Source organism: Collinsella aerofaciens (assembly GCF_018785265.1).
Classification (GTDB): Bacteria; Actinomycetota; Coriobacteriia; order Coriobacteriales; family Coriobacteriaceae; genus Collinsella; species Collinsella aerofaciens_AI.
In genome coordinates this window covers 47,691-69,754 of the sequence record NZ_WQPK01000023.1, presented here as the reverse complement: position 1 = coordinate 69,754, position 22,064 = coordinate 47,691, and the positions used below count along the sequence as shown (strand labels likewise).

The 22,064-nt window shown below is 61.6% G+C and carries 19 protein-coding genes, 2 tRNA genes and 1 pseudogene; 3 read left to right on the top strand and 19 right to left on the bottom strand.

Annotation, left to right across the window (positions count from 1 at the left end; translation table 11 throughout):
- Positions 1 to 48: 48 nt before the first annotated feature.
- From GPK42_RS04190 to GPK42_RS04115, 16 genes and pseudogenes are all read right to left on the bottom strand, one after another.
- The gene (locus GPK42_RS04190; RefSeq protein ID WP_215693730.1) at positions 49 to 2,166 is read right to left on the bottom strand and encodes a molybdopterin-containing oxidoreductase family protein; all 2,118 of its coding nucleotides are present in this window, start codon (positions 2,164 to 2,166) and stop codon (positions 49 to 51) included.
- Positions 2,167 to 2,288: 122 nt separating this feature from the next.
- Entirely contained in the window at positions 2,289 to 3,128 is an 840-nt protein-coding gene (locus tag GPK42_RS04185; protein ID WP_215693728.1) for a formate/nitrite transporter family protein, read from the bottom strand.
- Positions 3,129 to 3,167: 39 nt separating this feature from the next.
- A complete protein-coding gene (gene hycI, locus GPK42_RS04180; protein ID WP_215693726.1) occupies positions 3,168 to 3,671 on the bottom strand; it encodes a hydrogenase maturation peptidase HycI in 504 nt (167 codons plus the stop codon).
- Positions 3,671 to 4,252 (bottom strand): formate hydrogenlyase maturation HycH family protein, encoded by a 582-nt coding sequence (locus GPK42_RS04175; RefSeq protein ID WP_055286175.1) that lies wholly within the window; start codon positions 4,250 to 4,252, stop codon positions 3,671 to 3,673. The genes hycI and GPK42_RS04175 overlap by 1 nt, the downstream gene beginning before the upstream one ends.
- Positions 4,253 to 5,035, bottom strand: coding sequence for an NADH-quinone oxidoreductase subunit B family protein (locus GPK42_RS04170; protein ID WP_215693723.1), 783 nt, complete (start codon positions 5,033 to 5,035; stop codon positions 4,253 to 4,255). It abuts the gene before it with no gap.
- 2 nt (positions 5,036 to 5,037) lie between these two features.
- The gene (locus GPK42_RS04165) at positions 5,038 to 5,754 is read right to left on the bottom strand and encodes a formate hydrogenlyase complex iron-sulfur subunit (protein WP_070097519.1); all 717 of its coding nucleotides are present in this window, start codon (positions 5,752 to 5,754) and stop codon (positions 5,038 to 5,040) included.
- A gap of 1 nt (position 5,755) precedes the next feature.
- The gene (locus tag GPK42_RS04160) at positions 5,756 to 7,528 is read right to left on the bottom strand and encodes a hydrogenase large subunit (RefSeq protein ID WP_215693721.1); all 1,773 of its coding nucleotides are present in this window, start codon (positions 7,526 to 7,528) and stop codon (positions 5,756 to 5,758) included.
- 3 nt (positions 7,529 to 7,531) lie between these two features.
- Positions 7,532 to 9,091 (bottom strand): hydrogenase 4 subunit F, encoded by a 1,560-nt coding sequence (locus GPK42_RS04155; RefSeq protein WP_215693719.1) that lies wholly within the window; start codon positions 9,089 to 9,091, stop codon positions 7,532 to 7,534.
- Between the two features lie 3 nt (positions 9,092 to 9,094).
- On the bottom strand, positions 9,095 to 9,748 hold the full coding sequence (hyfE, locus tag GPK42_RS04150; protein ID WP_055286167.1) for a hydrogenase 4 membrane subunit: 654 nt from the start codon (positions 9,746 to 9,748) through the stop codon (positions 9,095 to 9,097).
- Positions 9,749 to 9,761: 13 nt separating this feature from the next.
- Entirely contained in the window at positions 9,762 to 11,219 is a 1,458-nt protein-coding gene (locus GPK42_RS04145; protein WP_215693717.1) for a hydrogenase 4 subunit D, read from the bottom strand.
- A 15-nt stretch (positions 11,220 to 11,234) separates the two neighbouring features.
- Positions 11,235 to 12,161 (bottom strand): respiratory chain complex I subunit 1 family protein, encoded by a 927-nt coding sequence (locus GPK42_RS04140; RefSeq protein WP_215693715.1) that lies wholly within the window; start codon positions 12,159 to 12,161, stop codon positions 11,235 to 11,237.
- A gap of 12 nt (positions 12,162 to 12,173) precedes the next feature.
- A complete protein-coding gene (gene hyfB, locus GPK42_RS04135; RefSeq protein WP_215693713.1) occupies positions 12,174 to 14,192 on the bottom strand; it encodes a hydrogenase 4 subunit B in 2,019 nt (672 codons plus the stop codon).
- Positions 14,185 to 14,802 carry a 4Fe-4S dicluster domain-containing protein gene (locus GPK42_RS04130; RefSeq protein WP_022095203.1) on the bottom strand — a complete coding sequence of 206 codons (618 nt, stop codon included), beginning with the start codon at positions 14,800 to 14,802 and terminating at the stop codon, positions 14,185 to 14,187. The genes hyfB and GPK42_RS04130 overlap by 8 nt, the downstream gene beginning before the upstream one ends.
- 78 nt (positions 14,803 to 14,880) lie before the next feature.
- The gene (gene fdhF / locus GPK42_RS04125) at positions 14,881 to 16,968 is read right to left on the bottom strand and encodes a formate dehydrogenase subunit alpha (RefSeq protein WP_465038248.1); all 2,088 of its coding nucleotides are present in this window, start codon (positions 16,966 to 16,968) and stop codon (positions 14,881 to 14,883) included.
- Positions 16,954 to 17,103 (bottom strand): annotated as a pseudogene (locus tag GPK42_RS10240) (hypothetical protein); the annotation flags it as partial. The pseudogene GPK42_RS10240 and the gene fdhF, both read right to left, overlap by 15 nt.
- Positions 17,104 to 17,179: 76 nt before the next feature.
- Complete coding sequence (locus tag GPK42_RS04115) at positions 17,180 to 17,698, bottom strand: 4Fe-4S dicluster domain-containing protein (protein ID WP_022095206.1); 519 nt, start codon at positions 17,696 to 17,698, stop codon at positions 17,180 to 17,182.
- Between the two features lie 461 nt (positions 17,699 to 18,159).
- On the opposite strand from GPK42_RS04115, the gene GPK42_RS04110 reads away from it, so the two are divergent.
- From GPK42_RS04110 to GPK42_RS04100, 3 genes are all read left to right on the top strand, one after another.
- Positions 18,160 to 18,450, top strand: coding sequence for a type II toxin-antitoxin system RelB/DinJ family antitoxin (locus GPK42_RS04110; RefSeq protein ID WP_215693711.1), 291 nt, complete (start codon positions 18,160 to 18,162; stop codon positions 18,448 to 18,450).
- On the top strand, positions 18,443 to 18,919 hold the full coding sequence (locus GPK42_RS04105; RefSeq protein WP_215693709.1) for a PIN domain-containing protein: 477 nt from the start codon (positions 18,443 to 18,445) through the stop codon (positions 18,917 to 18,919). Before GPK42_RS04110 ends, GPK42_RS04105 begins: the two co-directional genes overlap by 8 nt.
- A 298-nt stretch (positions 18,920 to 19,217) precedes the next feature.
- Complete coding sequence (locus GPK42_RS04100) at positions 19,218 to 20,213, top strand: hypothetical protein (RefSeq protein WP_215693707.1); 996 nt, start codon at positions 19,218 to 19,220, stop codon at positions 20,211 to 20,213.
- A 211-nt stretch (positions 20,214 to 20,424) separates the two neighbouring features.
- Here the strand turns inward: GPK42_RS04100 and GPK42_RS04095 are convergent.
- The 3 genes from GPK42_RS04095 to brnQ form a co-directional block, all read right to left on the bottom strand.
- A tRNA-Gly gene (locus GPK42_RS04095) sits at positions 20,425 to 20,498 on the bottom strand.
- 6 nt (positions 20,499 to 20,504) lie between these two features.
- A tRNA-Pro gene (locus tag GPK42_RS04090) sits at positions 20,505 to 20,581 on the bottom strand.
- Positions 20,582 to 20,672: 91 nt separating this feature from the next.
- On the bottom strand, positions 20,673 to 22,031 hold the full coding sequence (gene brnQ / locus GPK42_RS04085; RefSeq protein WP_215693705.1) for a branched-chain amino acid transport system II carrier protein: 1,359 nt from the start codon (positions 22,029 to 22,031) through the stop codon (positions 20,673 to 20,675).
- Positions 22,032 to 22,064: the final 33 nt, after the last annotated feature.

Genomic DNA, 22,064 nt, shown 5'->3' with positions numbered 1-22,064 from the left:
CAATCGTTCGAACGTCAAACTATCAGCCAATTCGATCGGCTGAGTCAATCAATCGCTATTATCCTCGCGTGCCGCGATCTTTTCCACGCGAACGGCGTTTTCCTGGGTGAGCGCAGCGCCCGTCAACGGGTCCCAACGCAACGGCGTATGGTCGAGCGGGCCCACGCCCAAGGCTTGAGCGCCACCGGCATCGGCGCCAAACGAACGCCCGCCGGGAGCGGCCGAGGTGAAGATGCACGCCGGATGCAGATAGGGCGTCGTCTCCACGCGCACGCGGTCGCGGCCCATGTCGCTCACGAGTTCGACGATCTCGCCGTCGGTGATGCCCATGTGCGCAGCAGCATCGGCATTCATCTGCACGGCATCCAGGTCCGACCCAGCCTCGGCGGCACCTTGGGCCGCGAGCCTGCGCGAGGTATGCGACTCAAAGGGACGGTTGCCGCTAATGAGGCGAAACATCCCCGGGCCAGGCTCCACCATGGGAGCGATCCAGTTGGGTACACAACCCAGGCCGGCTCGTTCCCATACGTCGCTTGCCAGCGCGATCCTGCCGCCGTTCAAGGGAATCACCGGCTCGCCCGTACGCGACGGCTGCGCAACGCCCGTGTCGGCCCAGCCGCGCTCCTTGAGCTCGTCCAGATCAATCCCAAACGGAGCCACCTGAGCAGCGGCCAGATCGTCGGACGTAAAGTCGAAGTACTCGCCCACGCCACACGCCTGCGCCAGACCGGCAAAAATCTCCCGACCGGGACGTGTGTCGTCATGCTGCACGGGCAGCACGGCGTTGCGGTAGAACACGCGCGCATCGTTGGCGCCCACGACCGTGCCCACGCCGCGGTCGGCCTCAAGATACGTCACATCGGGCAGCACGAAGTCAGAAGCGCGCGCTGTCTCAGACCAGCGAATATCAATCGTCACGAGCAAGTCGAGCTGCTGCAAAATACCCAACCAAGCCTGCGCATTGCCATAGCCCGCACCGGGGTTACTGGCATAGACGATGAGTCCGCGCAAATCGCCGGCGCGAATCGACTGACCGATGGTCGTGCACAGGCCGCGCACCGGATCGACCAGTGGATAGCGCTCGGACCCCAGCTTGGGCCCGCGCGGCACCGGCGGCGTCGCAAAACGTGCGGGATCGAGGTCGCCCAACAAAAGCGACGTGGGCGGGTTGAGCGCACCGCCCGCATGCCCGATACAGCCCAGCAGCACATCGACCAAGCAGATAGCGCGCGCGGTCTGGGTGCTATTGGCATACGCGATACCGATGCCACCGTGAAAGCCCGCATCCACCACGGCGGCAGGCGCGGCGGCAGCCAAATCACGCGCAGTCGCTCGGATATAGTCCGCCGGCACATCGCACATCGACTCAGCCCACTCGGGCGTCCAAACAGCAGCAGTCTGCGCCAGCTCGTCAAAACCCGTGGTAAAGCGGGCAACGAACTCGCGGTCGTACAGGCCCTCGGCAATGAGCACATGCGCAATGCCCAGCAGCAAGGCCAGGTCGCAGCCCGGGCGTACGCGCAGCCAACGGTCGGCAAGCGCAGCCGAGCCGCTGCGCCGGGGGTCGACCACGATGATCTTCGCCCCGCGCCGGCGCGCATCGTTGAGTGCATCAACGGCCCCCATCGTCGACGAATCGACAATGGAACGCCCCAGGTACATAATGCAGTCGGTGTGCGCCAGGTCGGAGGCGGGGCTATAGCCCAAGCTATGCTCCCAACCAGTGAGACGGCTTACCTCGCAGGCACCGTCGGCACCGTACACGTTGGGCGAACCCAGCGCGTGCATAAGACGATAGCCCCAGTAGCGGTCGAACGAGGGCACGCCGAGCGTCATGCCCAGCGCACGAGGTCCGCGCTCGTCAATAATCCCCAAAAGACGCTTGGCAATCTGCGCGAACGCCTCGTCCCACGAAATCGCATCGAACCCCGAGCCATCAGCTCGTCGGCGCATGGGATGCAAAATCCGGTCGCGCTCGTCAAACGGCATGTCCAGGCGATGCCGCCCGCGGGCGCACAGGGCACGCGCACCGCACGGATGCCCCGGCACCGGCAACTCGGCCACCACACGCCCATCCTCAACGCGTGCCGCAAAGGCGCAATCGGCATAGCATCCCCCGCATGTGGTCACCACGGCGCGACCGTCACGCTTCACAGCAGATGCCATCTCGATTGCCCCTTTCATCAGCCAAACACAACAGACCAAAAGCCCGGCAACGAGCCCCAGACCCAAAAAGCCTCCCGCACGGCAACGCCCCGCGGGAGGCCCAACGTCAAACAGACGGTACCTTACGCCTCGGACTTCTTGGCGTAGATAAACCAGTAGCCGAGCGCGACCAGAACCGCACCGCCCACGATGTTGCCCAGCGTAGCGGCGGACAAGTTAAACGCAATGCCCGCAGCGTTGAGCGCATCGGCGCCGGCGACGTCGGCACCATAGCCGCACGCGTGCATCACGGCACCCATGGGCAAAAAGTACATGTTGGCGACGCAGTGCTCAAAACCGCAGGCCACAAAGGCGGCGATGGGCAGCAGAATGCCCACAACCTTATCGACCACGGTCTTGCCGGCGGTACCGATCCACACGGCAAGGCACACAAAGATGTTGCACAGGATGCCGCGGAAGAAGATCGTCACCCAGTCGATCGTCACCTTGCCGGCGGCGACGCTCACCATGGAGTTGGCGACCGCCTCGCCGTTGAGCTTATAGATGCCGGCCATGTACACCAAAAAGACGATGAACAGGGCACCGACAAAATTGCCGACCCACACGACGACCCAGGCCTTAAGCATCTGAACCAGGGTGATCTTTTTGCTCTTGAGTGCGCAGACCATAAGCGAATTGCCGGTAAACAGCTCGGCGCCGCACACCAGCACGAGCACCAGGCCCAGGCAAAAGCACAGACCGCCCACGACGCGCTGAGCGCCCCAGCCCAGCGTGCTGTCGCTCAAGAACACGGTAAAGGACAGGCCGCCGAAGGCGATAAACGCGCCGGCGAACATTGCCAACAGAAAGGTCTTAGCGACCGGCAGGTTAGCCTTGGTCACGCCGGCGGCCTCGGTCTTGGCCTCGATCGCGGCGGGCGCCAGGCAATCGGGAGCGGGGTACTCCACCTTGGAATCTGCCATGTCAATCACTTCTTTCCTAATCAGCAGGAACAAGCGCTCCTATTGCTCTTGCCCCAAGCGGACAAAGTGGGAAAAGTCGTTGGCGGCCACGGCGTCGTACACGGCGTCGACGGCCTCAAAGACTTCCGGGGACATGGGGTTGTAGAACTCCGTGTCGCCCGGCTGAATCCCGACGAAGACGATATCATCACACGATTGCTCAATCTCTTCGATCAGAATCGACAAAGGAAGCGAATGCGTGGTGAACATCGATTTGCGCGCGACGTCGGTCTTATCGAGCAAGCGGATGGCGCCGACGGGCAGCGCCATGTCGGCGGCATCGACCAAAACCAAACGCGGCGGACGCTCGCGCTTGACCTCGATGATGTCATCCTCGGGCGTCTGACCGCCGTCGATGGTGTACCAACCGGCGATAGGCGTGTCCTCCATCTTTTTGGAGAGCACGGGGCCGGCGGCATCGTCGGCGCGCAGCACGCTTCCCGCCGTGAGCACGATACCCGCAAATGGGGCGCCGTTCACACGACCATCCACAACGCGACCCATTACTGCAACCTTCCCGTCAGATACACGCCCGACACATCGCGCACGCGCTCAACCAGATCGCGGAACTTCATCAGAAACGCGACCTGCTGGGCATGCAGGCCAAAGTCGTCGTCGAACACCGAGATGCCGGCCTTGGCCGAGCCGCGAAAACCGCGCTCGTCGAGCAGCGTGTCGCAGGCCTCGAGCAGCGACGGCACCGCCGCCTTGTCGAGCTGGCACTCGCCAAAGGAGCGGATGGCCTCGAACTTGGTCTTGGCCTCCCCCTCCGGCAGCGCGTCGACGAGCGAATAGAAGACATCCACCGGCACCGACAGGCGCGGCTCAAAGCAATCGAGCACGCCGGTGTGGTGGCCCACGGCGAGCGTGTAGTACAGCACGTCGCAGGCCTCCTGGGGAACGTCTTCCTCGGTCTCCACAAACTTACGCGTGAGCTCATAGAAGACCACCTGGTCGGGCGCATGGCCCAGGCAGGGGTCGGCGACGCCCTCGGCGGCCTCGTCGCTTGCGCGCGAGGCATCGCCAAAGGAGCCGCCGAGCATACCGGGGCCCGCAAAGTAACCAGAGCGGTCCGTGAGCTCCATCTAGTGACCTCCGGCCAGCACCAGATCCTGCAGCGCCGAGTAGACCTCAACGCGGCGCGGATCGTCCTGCTTGTCGATGAGCAGCGCCATGGCACCTCGGATATCACCCTTGGGCGCGTCCTCGAGCGTATCCATAAACTCGTTGGCCAGGTCGCGGCCGTAACGGTAGCCGCTCATGGCGCGAGCCTCGCGCTCGATGGCAACGCGCAGCTTGTACGGCACGCCGGGGTGCAGGATATCGGCCTGCTCGCCGGCAGCCTCCACCGTAGTCTCGGCATGGAGCTTTTGGTCCAGCAGGCCAAGTGCCATGGCAAAGCCGTAGACGGTCTGCGCGGGGCTGGGCGGGCAGCCGGGGATGTAGACATCGACCGGCAGAATCTTATCCGTGCCGCCCCAGACGCAGTAGTTGTCGTAGAAGATGCCGCCGGTGCAGCCGCACGCGCCATAGGACACCACGATCTTGGGATCGGGTGCGGCCTCAAACGCGCGCAGGGCCGGCATGCGCATGGCACGCGTCACGGCGCCGGTGTACAGCAGCACATCGGCGTGACGGGGCGAGGGCACGACCTTGATGCCAAAGCGCTCGACGTCAAAGACGGGCGTGATGGAACCGAAGATCTCGATCTCGCAGCCGTTGCAGCCGCCGCAGTCGACACGGTAGACGTACACCGAGCGCTTGATCTTCTTAAGAAGGGTCGCCTTGGCCTTCTCGATGCTCTCGTCGAGCTCGATCTTGGTCGGGCGGTACTGAAGCCGCTCGGGCAAAAGCGTGGGTTCGGCCATGGTTACTCCTCCTTCGTTTCAAAATCCATGATGATGCCCTCGACCGGCGCCGGACCGGCGGGGATCTCGGGCGCATCGGGGTTGAGCTCGCGGTCGATATACTCCGGGTTCACGCCGTGGCCGCCCAGATACTCCATGCCGGGGCCCTGGGGCTCGCCGGACGCAAGCGTCTCGTTAGCAGCCATGCCAGCAGCGTTGCCGGTCTTTACGGCCGAAGCGGCGCGCAGGGCGTCGAGCTCGCGCTTGCACTCCTGGCACATGCCGACGGTACGGGCGGCCTGCTCGGCCTCCATGCCGCCGGCCTTTTGCAGCAGGCGCTTGGCGTAGTCGATCTCCTTGTGCGGGGCAAACGGCTTGCCGCAACGCGAACAGTGCTCGAGCGTATAGACGCTCTTGCTGGTGAGGTCGTCCTTGCTCATGACGGCCAACTCAAACTCCTCGGTGAGCTTGATGGCCTCCATGGGGCAGGCTTCCTCGCAGCGGCCACAAAAGATGCAGCGACCATAGTCGATCGACCAGGTGATGGTATCGGCCGCAAGGTCGGTGTCCATGCGAATGGCATCGGCCGGGCACGCCACGCCGCAGGCTCCGCAGGCGATGCAGAGCTCGGCATTGTGCTCGGGCTTGCCGCGCATGTCCTTGTTGGTGGGGAACGGCGCAAACGGGTACTTGACCGTCGCGTCGCCGGCCTTGGCGTTAACCTTCCAAAGCTTAAGCATATTAGAGCGCCTCCTCATCGAGCGGGGCGGCCATGGTGCCCTCGCCCGCAAGCGGCGACTTGTCGCGCCAGACGTTCTCGAACTGCTCCTTGTCGAGCACGTGGTCGCGCTTGGCGGCAACATCGGTCACCGTCACGCGGTCGGTGCAGGAGTAGCACGGGTCGAGCGAGCCGACGATCAGCGCCGCGTCGCCCACGGTGTTGCCGCGGAACATGTAGCGCAGGACCGGCCAGTTGCTGTACGTGGCGGCCTTGGCGCGCCAGCGGTAGCACTTCTGGTTATTGCCGAGCATGGCCCAGTGCACGTCCTCGCCGCGCGGCGCCTCGGTGGCGCCGATGGCGTACTTGTGCGGGGTGTACTCCCAATCCGTGGTGAGGATGGGGCCCGACGGGCAGTTCTCGAGCATGGTCTCGATCATATCGATCGAATCGTAGACCTCCTGGATGCGGACGGCGGTGCGACCAAAGGCGTCGCAGGTGTCGGCCGTAGCGGCGTGCATCTTTTGGACGTCCGGATCGGCGTAGCCGTCGAAGGGATGGTCAAAGCGCACGTCACGGGCATAACCCGAGCCGCGCATGAGCGGGCCGACCGGCGAGAAGTCGCGAGCGATCTTACGGTCCAGAATGCCGATACCGCTCGTACGCTCAATAAAGTTGGGCGTGGAGAGCAAGACGTCAACGAGCTCCTGAACCTCGGAGCGCAGCTGGTGGATGGTCGTGAGGGTGGAGAGCTTCTGCTCGGCCAAAATGTCGCGACGCACGCCGCCGATCACGTTGAGACCGTAGGTCTTGCGGTGACCGGAGAGCTTCTCGGCCAGGTCCATGGACTTCTCGCGGACGCGGAAGAACTGCTGGAAGCCGGAATCGAAGCCGGTGTAGTGCGATGCGAGGCCAATATTGAGCAGATGCGAGTGCAGACGCTCGACCTCGAGCATGATGGCGCGGATGTACTGGGCGCGCGGCGGGACATGAATGCCCTGGGCGCGCTCGACGGCCTCGGCGTAGGCCACCGAGTGAGCGCAGCCGCAGATGCCGCAGATACGGTCGGCGAGGAACGTCACGGCGTCATAGTTCAGGCGCGTCTCGGCGACCTTCTCCATGCCGCGATGCACGTAGAACAGACGGTAGTCAGCGTCCACGATCGTCTCGCCCTCGACGAACAGGCGGAAGTGGCCGGGCTCGTCGGAGGTAATGTGCAGCGGGCCCATAGGGACGAGCGTCGTCTCCTTGCCCTTGGTATCGGCCAAGAACTCGTAGTTTTCCATGTCGCTCGCGGGAGCGGGACGGAAACGGTAGTCCATGGAGTCCTTGCGCAGCGGGTACAGGCCGCTGGGCCAGTCATCGGGCAGCACCAGGCGGCGACGATCGGGCAGACCCTCGGGGATCAGGCCGAACATGTCGCGCAGCTCGCGCTCGCCCCACACGCAGGCGGGGACGAACGGCGTCACGGACGGGAACGTCATCTTGGCGGGATCGACCTCGGTGCGCACGGTCACCCAGCCGGGATCCTCCCCCTCCATGGAGATGACGTAGTACACGGCGTAGCGGCCGCACAGGCTGCGCTCATCGTTGCCGATGATCACGGGAATCCAGCCGTAGCGCTCGTAATACAGGTAGTGGACGGCCTCGGGCAGCTTGTCCTGCTTGACGGTGATCGTCAGCTGGTCCTCGCACTGCCACTCGACCTTCTCGATAGCGCCCGGCACTGCGGCGCGCAGGGCCTCGACGTGGCTTTCGCAACGACGGGCATACACCTTGTTCTCAGTTTCAATCATTCGTTACTCCACCTCGCTCTGAGCGGTCTCGGTACCGAACACAGCGCGGTACATCGGCGTCGCGTGAAGTTCCTCGGTGCTCTGCTCGAGCACGATGCCGGTCGCGGTCTCCACACCGTGCACGAGAGGCAGCGGGGTGGCGATGCCAAACCACAAGATCATGACAGCCAGGATGATTTCGGGGATAAGCATGAGCGCCGGGGCCTCATGCTTGCCCATGCCCTGGGGCGCATGGCCGAATACCGACTTGAGTGCGATACGGGTGAGCGCGGAGATGGCCACGGTAAGACCGAGGGCGACCACGACGATCAGCCACATGGGACCGGCGGTAACACCGGCGACAAAAGTCAGGAACTCGGAGATAAACATGCCAAAGGGCGGGAAGGCACCAAGACCGAGCAGCGCCAGGACGGCGAGCGCGGCGGTTGCGGGGGCAACCTCGACGACGCCCTGGATCTTGGCCAGGCTACGCGTGCCAAAAGCGTGCTGGATGTTGCCGGACACGCAGAAGGCAAGCGTCTTGGTAAAGCCGTGGAACACGCAGTGCAGCAGGGCCGCGGCGATACCCAGCGGGCCACCGATACCCAGGCACAGGGCGATAACGCCCACGTTCTCCACAGACGAGTACGCAAAGCGGCGCTTGAGGTCGTCCTGGCGAAACATCGAAAGCGCCGCCACCAAAATGGACAGCGTGCCGACGATCAGCAGCAGAAGTTGCGGATACTCGGCACCCACGGCCTGGATGGTAAAGCCGTAGAAGCGCATGATCACAAGCATGGCACACTTAAGCAGGACACCCGAGAGCAGGGCCGAGACAGGGCTCGGAGCCTGAGAGTGGGCATCGGGCAGCCAAGTGTGCATGGGGAACAGGCCGGCTTTGGTGCCAAAGCCGATCACGATAAACGCAAAGGCGAGGCGCATGAGCGTCGGGTCGAACTGGTCGGCATACGGCAGCACGCACGACAGGAATGCGGCCTCGTGGGCGTTGGGAATCACGTCGGCGGCGTTGGCGTAGATCAGCAGCGTACCGAACAGGCCAAAGGCAACGCCGGCGGTACAGACCATCGCATACTTCCAAGAAGCCTCGAGGGCCGTCTTGTTCTTGTAGATACCCACGAGGAACACGGTGGAAAGCGTGGTTGCCTCCACGGCGGCCCACGTGAGGATCATGTTGTTGGACAGGCACGCGAGCAGCATGGTGAACACAAACAGGCTAAACAGCGCAAAATACTGCTTGGCGCGCTCGGCGGGCATGGAGCCCTCCTCGATATCGGCCTTTACATAGGGCAGCGAGAACAGCCCCGTAAGAAAACCGATAAAGCCGATGAGCAGCACAAAGATGGCGCCCAGCGAATCGAGGTGGAACCACAGGCCAAGAGCGCTCGCGGTTTCGCCGCTCGTAAGGACGTCACCGGCCGTCATAATCGACAGCACCAGGACGGCTACGACGGAGACCAGGTTGAGACCGGCAAACACGTTATAGGACGTGTTCTTAGGCAAAAACGCCATGACCAGCGAGAACACCAAAGGAGTCGCGAGCAGGGCGAAAATCAACGTTTCCATGGACTACCCCCTCAGCTCGGACAGGTCGCGCGCATCGAGCGAGTGGGAGTCGTCCCAAATGCGACGCACGACGATGGACATGATGATGACGGCAAAGATGGCGTCGGTGGCGATACCGATCTCGATGATCTCGGGAGCGGTGGGGGCCAAAAGCGCGAGCGTCACGTGGCTGCCGTTTTCCATAAGGCAGTATCCAAAGATCTGCTTCATGATGTTGCGCTGCGAGATGATGCAGGTGAGGCCCACAAAGAAGTGAGCGAAGCTAATGGCGAGCGCAGGAGTTGCGACCTCGGCCGTGGGCAGGCTGATCTGCGTCACGACGGCAAAGCAGATCGCGACCTCGACGGCGATGATGCAGATGGCCCACGCGGGCTTAAGGCCGGCCTTGAGCGATGCGTCGCTCGGCTCGCCCATCTTCTTATATGCGCGGTTAAGGATATAAGGGACCAGGACGACCTTAGTGATAAAGGCAGATCCAGCCCACATAAGCAGCTCCTGCGCACCGGTGGTGACACCGAGCGTGGCGAGCAGTCCCACGAGCACCAGCGACTGCACCGCATACCAGCTGATGGCGTGCTTGATGTTCTTGGAGACGACCACCATGGTGGACGTGACGATCAGAAGGCCGCCAAGGATGTTGACGATCGAATAACCCATGTCGTTCTACCTCCTAACCGATCCAGCTGGCCGAAAGCGGGCCGCTAACGATAACCATGATGATGAGCACGATGAACACGAACGCCATCGCGCGGGGAAGCGGGGCTCCCGCAGCAACCTCGTCGCTCGGCTCGCCGGGCAGGCAATAGCCCATCCACTTGAGGAACCAGGCGAAGGTGGCGACGGTCTCGGCGACCATGATGCACACGAGCACCAGGATCGCGACGTTGCCGGCACCCACAGAAAAGCCGCCGGCGATAATCTGGAACTTCGAGAAGAACGTGTTCATGGGCGGCACGCCGGCAATGGCGAGCGCCGCGACACCAAAGCCCACGCCCGAGATCGGGTACTTCTTTACGATGCCGCGAAGCTTGGGCAGCATACGCGTGCCGAGGGTAAAGGAGAACGAACCGGCGATCAGGAAGAACAGGGTCTTGGCGAAGGCGTGGTTAAAGATGTGGCACACGGCGCCATCAAAGGCCAGCTGGCTGCCAAAGACCGAAAGGCCCAGACCAAAGAACACATAGGAGAGCTGGGCGATCGTGGAGAAGGCCAGCAGGCGCTTCATGTCCTTTTGCGGCAGGTACATAAGGAAACCAAAGAGCATGGTGACCATGGCGTCGATAATGGCGACCCAACCCACGATCTCGGGAATCTCACCGGCAGAGACGAGTGCACGCGCGAACACGCACACGCCGACCTTGACCATCGAGGCACCATGCAGGTAGGCCGAAACAGGCGTCGGCGCCTCCATGGCCGAAGGCAGCCACATGTACATGGGAACCTGTGCGGACTTGGCCCAGGCCGCAAACAGCACGAGCAAAAGGACGATAGCCTTGAGCTTGGCGTCGAGACCGGCAATCGCGGTAATGGCGAAGGTACCGGTGTGGGCAAACACGATGGCGGCGCCCAGATACAGGCCGAGCGCACCGATATGCGTGATGATCAGGGCCTTCATGCCGGCCTTCTTGGCCGTAGGCAACATGTAGTAGCTAATGAGGCCCCAAGAGCACGCACCCGTGATCTCAAAGAACACGAGCTGGCCCAAAAGGGTCGAGCTGTACACAAGGCCGGCCATGGCGCCGATGAAGGTCGCGAGGTACGCGTAGAAGCGACGACGCGGTGCGTCGGGATGCTCACGGTTATTCTCGCTCATATAGGGAATCGAATAGATCACGACAAGCAGGCCGATACCCACAAAGGCAGGCGCGAGCAGCGTGCTCATGCGATCGAAGGTGAATCCCATGACGAGGGTCTGCCCAAACGAGATCAGGGGGACCTGCGTGTCGGGCATGCCGGCGCCAGCGAAATTCGCGGCGAGGGCGATGGTGCAGACCGTCGAGACGGCGGCACCCAAAACGCTGAACCACTTGGCGTACGGACGGGGGAACAGGGCGACGAGCACCGAGGCCACCATCGGGGCCGCGATAGCGACCAAGCCGAGAAGGGACAGACTGACTGCAAATGACATTGTTTCTCCCTTCTCCTACACGCCGACGACCACGAAGACAAACGCCAGAACGGCGATGCCCACGACGGCCCAGGTCTGATTACCGAGCACCTTAAAACGCGAGCGCGAGCAGGAGTTCTCGATCACGCCGCATACGACAAAGTCGATCAGGCACTTCACCAGGAAGATGACTGCGCCAAGAACGGCGGCGGCGCCCACGGTCGTGGGCTCGCCCCAGGGGACGAAGATCGCGCAGAACCAGGCGACGACCAGGACCTGTTTCATGGACATGGCAAGCTTGGCCATGGCGAGCGACGGGCCCGAAAGCTCGGCGAGCGGACCTTCCTGAAGCTCCTGCTCGGCCTCGGCCTGGTCAAAGGGCAGCTTGCCGAGTTCCATGTAGCAGGCAATCGCAAAGGCGATGCCGGCGAGGATCACGGCGACCGGCGCGTCGATGGCGCCCGTCATGATGTGCTGACCCATGGTGGCGATGTCGGTGGAGCCGCACACCAGGGCGGCGGCAAACAGCGCCAACAGCATGGACGGCTCGATGAGCACGCTCATGAGCAGCTCGCGGACGCCGCCGATACCGGCGTAGGCGTTGGACGAATCCACACCGCAGAGGGCGAAGAAGAAGCGGGCGAGCGCCAGGCTGTACATGATGGTGATGGCGTCACCAAAGACCGGGATGGGGCTTTGCGCCGTAAAGAGCGGCAGACCCATCGCGAGCATAAAGGCGACGGCGAAGAACAGCGGCGGCATGATGCGCAGTGCAAAGCTCGCATCCTCGCTCTGGGACTCGGGACGCGCAAAGAGCTTTGCCAGGTCGCGGTAGTCCTGCATGATGCTGGGGCCGCGACGGTTGTGCATCTTGGCACGGATCACGCGGCCGAGACCGGAGAAGAACGGCGCGACGGCCATGACGACCACGCCCTGCAGAACGGCAAGTACGATGTTGTTCATGCTCTCCCCTCCTTAACCCATTTGCACGGCGAGCACGAGGAACACCACGAGTGCCGCGACGATGTAGCAGATATAGATGCTGTAGTTGCCGCCCTCGAGCTTAGTCGCGAGGTCGGCGAGCTTCTCGACACCCTTATGCGGGGCATCGACGAGAACCTTGTCGGGTACGGGCTCCACAGCCTCGGCCACACCGGTGAGCTTCTGGAAGAAGTGAGCGATGGACCAGCAGACGGCCGTGCAGCGGTCGCGCAGCGTGTAGAGCGGCTGCATAAACCAGGACACCTCGGAGGCGAAGGTCGTGGCCACGACGGGCATATGCTCGTTGGGAGCATAGCCGCATGCCCACGGCTGGGACTTCTGCACCTTGCCGACGGTCTTAAGCTTGCGATAACCGCAGGCAAGGCCGACAAGTACCACGAGCGCAATAGCGATCGCGGGCGTGGAGGTGGCAGCGCCGGAGTATTGGTTCATGAGCTCCATGCCCTCGGCGGCAAACACGCCACCGTACGGATACAGCACGGACGCGGCGACATCGACCAGCACGGGCGCGATCACGGGAGCGCCAATGCCCAGCACGACGCAGATGGCCGCGAGCAGGCCCTGCGCAAACACCATGGGGGCGGGAACCTCCTTGGCATTGGCCGCGGCCTCGGAGCGGGGCGCGGAGGCAAAGGAGACGCCATAGGCCTTGACGAAGCACGTGACGGCCAGAGCGCCGGTAATGGCAAGCGCGACGGCAGCGAACACGGCCACGATCATGACGGCCTTGTCGCCCTGCATGGCGGCGTTAAAGAGCGACTGGTAGGTAAACCACTCGGACACAAAGCCGTTGAAGGGCGGGATGGCCGAGATGGCAAGCGCGCCAATAAGGAAGCAGATGGCCGTTGCCGGCATACGACGGAACAGGCCGCCCATCTTCTCCATATTGCGCGTACCCGTGGAGTACAGCAGCGCACCGGCGCCCAAGAACAGCTCGCCCTTAAACATCGCGTGGTTAAACGTGTGGTAGAGGGCGGCCATCAGAGCCAGGACGGCGATGCCGACCGAGTTGAGCCCCATGGCGGCCATGGAGGCGCCGACGCCGAGCAGAATGATGCCGATGTTCTCGACGGAGTGATAGGCCAGCAGGCGCTTGATGTCATGCTCCTGCAGGGCGAAGGCCACGCCGAGGACCGACGAGATCGCACCGAAGACCATGACCATAAGGCCCCACCAGACCTGAACGCCCGAGGCGGAGAGCAGGTCGAGGCCCACCTTGAGGATGCCGAAGATACCGATCTTGATCATGCCGCCGGACATGAGGGCCGACACGTTGGACGGCGCCTCGGGATGTGCCTTGGGCAGCCAGCCGTGCAGCGGGATAATACCGGCCTTGGCGCCAAAGCCAAAGAAGGCGAGCACGAAGCACACGGATGCGACCGCGGGGCTAAACTGCGTAGCGCGGAAATCCGCAAAGGCAAACGAGCCACCGGCGAAGTTGGTCATGGTGAGGAAGCTCGCCATGATGAGCACAAAGCCCACGTGCGCGATCACAAAGTAGAGCCAACCGCCATGGATGGAGTTCTCGTTCTCCTCGATCACGACCAGGAAGTACGAGGTCAGCGACATGAGCTCAAAGGCGACCAGGAACCAAAACACGTTGTCGGCGGTGATGACGAGCATCATGGACGCCACAAAGGTGTTAAAGAAGAAGCCGGCGCGGCCCTTTTTGCCCGGGTACTCATCAAAGTAGTTGAGACCGTAGATCGAGCCGGCAAACGCGAGCACCGAGATGAGCGCCACGAACAGGCCGGACAGCTGGTTGAGCAGCAGCTGGAAATGGGCAAACGGGAAGAACACGATGGTGTCGACCGACGTGACATCGCCCAGCACGGCCTGGATACCGGCCACAAACGAAAGCACCGCGGCGACGGCGCCGATTAGGCAGCCGGCGGTCTTGGCGGCGTTATCGGCCTTGATCAGCAGAACCGAGGCGAGCGCACCGATGCACGAGACGGCAAGCGATGCGATAAACAGCGTCATGCTATCCATTGTTTACGCTCCCTTCTGCTTTCTCGGACAGGCCCTGGGCCACAGCGGTAACGTCGACGACCGGACCGTTTTCGATCGAGCGCAGGCGCTTGGCCTCGTCGAGCTCGCGATCGGCCGCGCCACCCATGACGGTCAGCGCCTTGGTAGGGCACGCCGCCACACAATGCGGGCCGTCCGGATCGAATGCGCACAGGTCGCACTTGACAGCGCAGGTGTACTGACCAGGAGCCCACGTAAGCAGGCTGCTCAGGGACTTAGGATACGAAGGCGTCGGGTCGCACATGCCTGCGACACCGGCGATAGACGTGCCATCGGGATGGATGGCTCCGAAGGGGCACGCGATGGCGCACAGCCTGCACCCGATGCACTCCTGCTCCTTGACGTGGATGCGATCGCCATCGTGCTCGATGGCATTCACCGGGCAAACCTCGGCGCAGGGGGCACCCTCGCAATGGTGGCAGGCAAGGGCGGCCGAAATACCGCCGGTCTTCACGAGCGCCAAGCGCGGCGTATCCTGAAGACCCTGCATCCGGTGGGCGTCGGCACAGGCGGACTGGCATGTTCCGCAGCCGATGCACCTCTCCGGGTTGATGTCGATGAAGCGGTTCATCCCCACTTCCTTTCAAAATAACGGGCCGGGCTCCCGAACGTACGGGACGCCCGGCCCAAATAGCCAACGAGAACGGGACTACACGATTTGGTTCACGTGCGTCTCGTCGTCGAACTTGGCGGCGCCGGGCTCAACGTCTTGGGGAGCGGCGGCGTCCACCAGAGCCTGCTTGAGCTCGGTGTACTGACGCTCGACTTCGCCCTCTGCCCAAACCTGGTCGGCAATGGCGTCGACCTGGCAGGCGGAGAACTTGTCCTCGGGCGTATGCGAGACCGGGTCGACCTTGTGAATGGTCAGCTCGTTGCACTTGCCGATCCACCACTGGTAGGTCATGTAGACCGTGCCCTTGTTGATGCGATCGCTCACGTCGGCACGGCTGTATACCTGGCCGCGGCGACTGTGAATCGAGACGATGTCGCCATTCTTGATGCCGCGCGCCTGGGCGTCCGCGGGATTCATGCGGACAAAGCCGGGCTCGTCGGCAAGCAGCGCCAGCGTCTTGCAGTTGCCGGTCATCGAGCGGCAGCTGTAGTGGCCGACCTCGCGGACGGTGCACAGGATGAGCGGGTACTCATCGTCGGGAAGCTCGGAGGGCGCCTCCCAGTCGTGCGCCATCAGGTTGGCGCGGCCGTCCTTGGTGGTGAACTTGCCACCAGCGAACATGTCGGGCGTACCGTGGTCGTTCACATCGGTGCTCTTGACGGGCCACTGGGCGTAGCCGCCCTCGGGAGCCATCTTCTCGTAGGTCGCGCCCACAAAGTTGGGGCACAGGCTAATGCACTCGTTCCAGATCTGCTCGGTGTTGTCGTAGTGCATGGGATAGCCCATACGCGTGGACAGGTCCGCGAAGATCTCCCAGTCGTGACGGCACTCGCCCTTGGGCGGAACGGCCGCGTCAAAGTGCTGGAAGCTACGGTCGGATGCGGTAAAGACACCCTCGTGCTCGCCCCAAGAGGTGGCAGGCAGGATGACGTCGGCGAGCATGGTCGTCTGCGTCATAAAGATGTCCTGGCAGATGAACAGATCCAGCTCGGAGAGCGTCTTGCGCATACCGGCCGAATCGGGCTCGGTCTGCACCGGGTCCTCGCCGTAGTTGTAGAAGCAGTGCACCTTGCCCTCGTCGACCAGGTGGCCCAGGTCGGTGAGCTTGTAGCCCTCCTCGAGCGGGAGCTTTTCCTCGGGCACGCCCCAAGCCTTGGCAAACTTGGCACGCACTGCCGGGTCGGTGACCTTCTGGTAGCCAGGGTACAGGTTGGGCAGCATGCCCATATCGCAGGAGCCCTGGACGTTATTCTGACCACGCACGGGCGCGAGGCCGGAATTGGGTTTGCCGATCTGGCCGGCAACGCAGGCGATGGAGGCGATGGTGTGCACCGTCTTCAGGTTCTGCTTCTGCTGGCATACGCCCATGCCCCAGCCAATGATGGCAGAAGGCTTCGCCGTGGCGTACATCTCGGCAGCTTGGTGGATCAGCGCGGGCTCGACACCCGTGATGTCCTGTACGGATTCGGGAGTGTAGTTCTTGATGGTCTCCCACCATTCGTCAAAGCCGTTCGTGTGTTCGGCGACGAATTCCTTGTCGTAGAGGCCATCGTTGACCAAGCAGTTGGCAAAGGCGTTGAGGAACGCGACGTTGCAACCGTTCTTGATCGGAAGGTAGAGATCGGCGATACGCGCGGTTTCGATATGGCGCGGGTCGGCGACGATGATCTTGCAACCCTTTTCTTTGGCTCGCACGATACGCCTTGCGACGATGGGGTGCGAATCGGCAGGGTTATAGCCGAAGAGGAAAATGCAGCCCGCATCCTCCATACCGGGGATGGAGCATGACATGCAACCTGAACCAACCGTGTCCATCAGACCGAGGACAGTAGGGCCGTGTCAAGTACGGGCGCAGTTGTCTACGCTGTGGGTGCCGATGCACGCACGCGTAAACTTCTGCATGACGTAGTTCGCCTCATTGCCGCCGCCTCGCGAAGAGCCGGTGGTCATGACAGCGTTAGGACCATATTCGTCAATTATGGCCTGCATCTTAGATGCGGTGAAATCCAGTGCCTCGTCCCAGCTTACGCGCTCAAGATCCGCGCCCTTGGTGCGGCGGATCATCGGGTGCAGTACGCGAGGAGTCAAGATCTTGGTGTCGTTGATGAAGTCGTAGCCGCTCATGCCCTTAAGGCACAGCTCGCTCTGGTTGGTGATGCCGTTGAGCGGTTCGGTACCCACGACCTGGCCGTTTTGGACCAAGAGGTTAAACTGGCAACCGGCGCCGCAGTACGGGCAGATCACTTTATGCTTCTCCATGACACCCTCCTTCCTTTTTCTGCTACCGAATGCTCGGTACTTATTTGACAATCATTGGGCCTGTATGGCCGCCCGCTTACGCCTCGTTTTCGATGGTGGCGCGGGCACGCTCGGCAGTCAGTTCTGCCAGGCGCTCCTCGTCAACCAGGGTGAGGCCCTTGGTCGGGCACGCCTCGGCACACGCCGGACCGCCGGGACGGTCCACGCACAGGTCGCACTTGAGCACGAAGCTCTTGGTCTGCGAACCCACGCGAACGTCGCCCATCAAGACCGGAACCTGCGTGGTCGCCACGCTCACGGCGCCAAAGGGGCATGCCATGACGCAGCTCTTGCAGCCGATGCAGTTGTCCTCGTTGACGCCGATACGATGGTTCTTTGGATCAAAGAACAAGGCGCCCGTAGGACAGGCCTTCGCGCACGGGGCATCCTCGCAGTGATGGCAAGCCACCGGTGCGGAGATCTCGTACGTACGCGTCACGCGCAGGCGCGGCGCGGCGATGTTGCCGGGAATGTCGTGCGCCTCGATGCACGCCGCCATACAGGTTTGGCACCCAATGCAGCGTGAGGAATCGGCTACGACTCGTTTATTGCCCATGTTGTTCACTCCCTCCTGAATCCCATGCCGGAGAGACCCTGTCGACGTTGCCCCGGACCGCCCGTGGTCCGGCATCGACGTATCGAGTGCATGCGGCGAAACAGGCACTTCGATAGAATTCCTCCAACGATATACAGGTTAAATATACGCAGTTGCAGGTGGCAAACTTGAGCATAAGCCCTGCAATACGGGTGTATTGCAGTGGTTTTGGCAGGTTGGAATTATTCTCTAGAAGCTATAAAGGTGAGTGTATTACATGCGTACGCCTCAGAGATTATTATGCGCTCTCATTTTGGATGTACTACGCTTGTATTCGTGTTTATGGTTATCAACTTGAGTGAAATAAAGTAATCGTTATAAGATGCTCAAGTATCGGCACATGCCGCATTTGACCGACTATATTGCACGCTCATTAAGGGGGCCAGTGATGTCATCGACTCAAAAAAAGAGCCATCCTGCAGGTGCGCATTCGCGAGGAAGACAAGCAGCATGCCGAGCATCTCTACGATGCCATGGGCACATCGCTCGCCGAGGCTGTCCGCTTATTTGTCGCGCAAAGCATTTTGATGCGCAAGCTCCCCTTTCAGCCGGTCGCCGTGCGCCCAAAGGACGGCACCGCCGCCTATGGATCGCTCAAAGCATATGGTGACCCCAATCGCCGCGCCGAGGAGCGCAATGCCTGGATTGAATACCTAGCCACAGAAAGCGATGAGTCGGTTTTGGGTCCCGAGGAAGTAGATATCCATGAGTAGCACCATCATCGACGAGACCGTCATCCTGCGCTACCTGCTTAACGACGACGAGGTCCTGTCACCGCGCGCCGCCAAGGTCATCGCCACGCGCACCGCTCGCGTCTACCCCGAGATCATCACACGCGTCGCCGTTACGCTGCGCGACGTCTACAAGGTCCCGCGCGTGGAGATTGCGACGGCCATGACCAAGCTGCTCGATGACGTCATGGTCGACGAGCCCACCGTTGTCGCCCTTGCCGTCAAACTCTTTGGCAAGACCCATATGGACTTTACCGACTGCCTCCTCGCAGCCCGAACCGCCATCTACAACGATGATGTCGTGAGCTTTGGCAAGCCCATCATCCAAGGCATGATCGATTACCGCCGCAAGCGCCAAACCGCTGCCGACGCCCGCGACCGCGCCGCCGAATCCCGCAGCCGCAGCACCGACTCCACCATCGACAAGCTCCGCCACCAATCCCGCCACTAACCGACAGGCAACGGCATCGCCCGCCACTCAGCCCCATCCCCACCTGAGTTGCGGTGAAATAGTTCCTGGATTTAGGCTTATTCGAGCCTTTCAGGAACTATTCCACCGCAACTTTCTGTAAGGGTGGTTTTTAGTGCCGCCGAGGGGCACTAATCAACCGTTTGCCGATATGTTTGGCTACGACTCATGACTCTGACCTGCCCCGTCAAGCTTTTGGTCAGTTCATGGCAAGGTCAGGCGGGCCAAATATGGGATAGCGTAGTGTCATTCACTCCCCCTCGAGACCATGGGGTCGAAAATGAGTCATGATAAACGCTGTACCAAACCGCAATTAGAGCTATTCTTCCGGTTATTCGAGGCCCATCATGGCGGGCACCTGTTTGTAGCTACCAAAAAATGGGATGAACGCTGTGCCTACGCGCTCATGCAAAAAGAGATGATTATTCGACTCTACAACCATGTCTACGCTGATCCCGCGTATTGGAATGACCTCGGCGTCGAAGATCGCATCTTTCAATTGGCATCCGCTATTGCGGTCGTTGAACCGAATGCCGTGTTTTGTGGAGCAACGGCGGCACTGCTCTATGGCATCGGTTCTGCATATTCGCTTCTCGACAAGGTGCAAGTGCTGTTGCCGCGTTCCACCAGACGCGATATGTACGAATTCGTTGAATACCGACGCTGGCGGCCGGGCGACGTATGGCAGCTCGGTCCTTTTACGTTAACGAATCCATATCGCACGGTGGTCGACATCGCCCGAACTAACGCTTTTCGATATGCACTAGGCTATGTCGACGGGTTGGCTCGTGAGTACGGTGTCGAGCGTGAAGAATTGCGTGCATATGCACAAACGAACTGCCGCGGACTGCACGGCATCGCGCGCGCATTTGACGTTTTTGAACACATGGATGGCAGATCGGATAACGGTGGAGAATCCGAAGCACGGGCGGCAATGATTCTGGCGGGAGTTGCCGCTCCCGAACTTCAGGTTGAAATCACTCGACCGGGAAACGCCGGCTATTATTTGGCAGATTACGGCTGGCAGATGCCAAACGGCTCATGGATGCTGGCTGAGCTGCATGGACTAGGCAAGTTTGAGGACGATGCCCAAAATGATCCGGAACATACTGCGGCAAAAACCTATCGAGCTGCCCTCATGCGCGACACGAACCTGCGTGCCATGGGCCACAACGTCATTCATTTCAAGCTCTCAGACACCTACGATGTCAAAGCGTTCGGCTCCATGATGCGCGGCTACGGTATACCAACCACAAAACCCTACGCAGACTCCTGACCGGCTGTCTTCATCTTCTCGACAACAGAACCCATCATCGACCCAGCCCGCTCGGCCTCAATAAGTTGCGGTGAAATAGTTCCTGGATAACAGCTTTTGCGGCTAATCCAGGGACTATTTCACCGCAACTTAGGAGGGGATGTGGGGTCCCCGGCATGTATATGAAAATGGCTCTGGTCCCAAAAGGAACCAGAGCCATTCATCTATCTTATGGAGCGGGCGACGGGAATCGAACCCGCGTCATCAGCTTGGAAGGCTGGGGTTCTACCATTGAACTACGCCCGCAAGATATGGTCGGGACGACAGGATTTGAACCTGCGACATCCTGCTCCCAAAGCAGGCGCGCTACCAAACTGCGCCACGTCCCGAAGGTGTTGAGCAGCTAAGGTCTAAACCCTGCGTGTCCCAAAGCGAAGGAAATTATAGGGGAGACTCCCCGCCTGTGCAAGCGCAGAAACCCTAGCTCCTCGAATGTGCGACAAACTGGCTATGAACCAGGCCGATCACAAACGCCACCACAGCAACCGGTGCCCACGCAGCACCGATATCTGCCAGCGGTAACGCATCGAACGGCAGCCACGCACCAGCAAAGAACGCATCGCGGACCGACATGATCACGCTCTGCACCGCGACAACGCCGCCGACCCAAACCCACACCTGCGGATGCGCGTCGCAAAAACCGTGCACCAGGCCCATAAGCACCAGCACGATGGCGACGGGATACAAGGCATTGAGCATGGGCACCGAGAACATGAGGATCATGTCGAGGCCAACGTTGGAGAGCACGCACGAAAACGCTGCGAACACAAAGGCGAGAACCGCAAAGGGACGGCGCATGGCCTCCTCGGAAGCCTCCGCTCCCCCTTTAACCACATACGTCTCGCAGAAGTAGCGCGAGCAGCAGCTGATAAGGCCGATGCACACGTTCATGCAGGCGAGGAAAAAGATCGCAAAGACCACGACCGTGCCGGCAAGCCCAAAATGCATAGAGGCCGAACGGGCGAGGATGGCGGCGCCGTTGGTGGCATCGGGCATCACGGTGCCGAGCTGCATACCGGCAAGGCCCAAGCCGCAGTAGATGATGGCCATGAGCACGCCGGCGATCACTCCGGAACGCGAAATCTCGAAGGCCACGCGCTTGTCATCGGTAACGCCCAACTCGTGGATGGTCTCGGCGATGATGATGCCAAAGGCGAGAGACGCGAGCAGGTCCATGGTCTGGTAGCCGGTCAAAAAGCCCTGCACGGCAGCACCGGCATCGTAGGGAGCCTGAGGCGCGGCAGCCGGTCCCAGCGGCGAGATCACGGCAGCACCAACGACCAGCACGATGAGCGCAATGAGCGCAGGGCCCGTAATGCGACCGAGTACGCGTGTGATGACACCCGGGCGTAGCGTGAGCGCAAACGCGACGACGAAGAACCCGATGGCAAAGACCAGGCGAGCCGTGCCGAGCGAAACGCCCTCTGGCAGCAGCGGCACCAGCATCTCGAAGGCCGTGGAGCTCGTGCGCGGAATAGCCAGGCACGGACCGATGGCCAGGTAGACCGCCGCAACGAAGAATTCGCCAAACTTAGGATGCACGCGGCCGGCAAGCTCGCGTGCCGTTCCGGCAAGCGCCACGGCGATAAAGCCCATAACGGGCAGGCCGATGGCGGCGATGAGAAAGCCAAGCATGGCGACCGGCGTGGCAGAACCTGCCTGCAGCGCCAGCAACGGCGGAATAATGAGGTTGCCAGCGCCAAAGAGCATCGAGAACAGGGCGATGCCGACGGTGACAACATGGTCGGAGCGCAGACCGCGCGAGGCGGATGAAGCCATGGGACCACCTTTCGGGTCGAAACTAAAACGGAA

What these genes read in the sequence shown, in the direction of transcription:
- GPK42_RS04190 (WP_215693730.1), bottom strand. Translation starts at nt 2,166, where the DNA reads ATGGCATCTGCTGTGAAGCGTGACGGTCGCGCCGTGGTGACCACATGC.
- GPK42_RS04185 (WP_215693728.1), bottom strand. Translation starts at nt 3,128, where the DNA reads ATGGCAGATTCCAAGGTGGAGTACCCCGCTCCCGATTGCCTGGCGCCC.
- hycI (WP_215693726.1), bottom strand. Translation starts at nt 3,671, where the DNA reads ATGGGTCGCGTTGTGGATGGTCGTGTGAACGGCGCCCCATTTGCGGGT.
- GPK42_RS04175 (WP_055286175.1), bottom strand. Translation starts at nt 4,252, where the DNA reads ATGGAGCTCACGGACCGCTCTGGTTACTTTGCGGGCCCCGGTATGCTC.
- GPK42_RS04170 (WP_215693723.1), bottom strand. Translation starts at nt 5,035, where the DNA reads ATGGCCGAACCCACGCTTTTGCCCGAGCGGCTTCAGTACCGCCCGACC.
- GPK42_RS04165 (WP_070097519.1), bottom strand. Translation starts at nt 5,754, where the DNA reads ATGCTTAAGCTTTGGAAGGTTAACGCCAAGGCCGGCGACGCGACGGTC.
- GPK42_RS04160 (WP_215693721.1), bottom strand. Translation starts at nt 7,528, where the DNA reads ATGATTGAAACTGAGAACAAGGTGTATGCCCGTCGTTGCGAAAGCCAC.
- GPK42_RS04155 (WP_215693719.1), bottom strand. Translation starts at nt 9,091, where the DNA reads ATGGAAACGTTGATTTTCGCCCTGCTCGCGACTCCTTTGGTGTTCTCG.
- hyfE (WP_055286167.1), bottom strand. Translation starts at nt 9,748, where the DNA reads ATGGGTTATTCGATCGTCAACATCCTTGGCGGCCTTCTGATCGTCACG.
- GPK42_RS04145 (WP_215693717.1), bottom strand. Translation starts at nt 11,219, where the DNA reads ATGTCATTTGCAGTCAGTCTGTCCCTTCTCGGCTTGGTCGCTATCGCG.
- GPK42_RS04140 (WP_215693715.1), bottom strand. Translation starts at nt 12,161, where the DNA reads ATGAACAACATCGTACTTGCCGTTCTGCAGGGCGTGGTCGTCATGGCC.
- hyfB (WP_215693713.1), bottom strand. Translation starts at nt 14,192, where the DNA reads ATGGATAGCATGACGCTGTTTATCGCATCGCTTGCCGTCTCGTGCATC.
- GPK42_RS04130 (WP_022095203.1), bottom strand. Translation starts at nt 14,802, where the DNA reads ATGAACCGCTTCATCGACATCAACCCGGAGAGGTGCATCGGCTGCGGA.
- GPK42_RS04115 (WP_022095206.1), bottom strand. Translation starts at nt 17,698, where the DNA reads ATGGGCAATAAACGAGTCGTAGCCGATTCCTCACGCTGCATTGGGTGC.
- GPK42_RS04105 (WP_215693709.1), top strand. Translation starts at nt 18,443, where the DNA reads ATGAGTAGCACCATCATCGACGAGACCGTCATCCTGCGCTACCTGCTT.
- GPK42_RS04100 (WP_215693707.1), top strand. Translation starts at nt 19,218, where the DNA reads ATGAGTCATGATAAACGCTGTACCAAACCGCAATTAGAGCTATTCTTC.
- brnQ (WP_215693705.1), bottom strand. Translation starts at nt 22,031, where the DNA reads ATGGCTTCATCCGCCTCGCGCGGTCTGCGCTCCGACCATGTTGTCACC.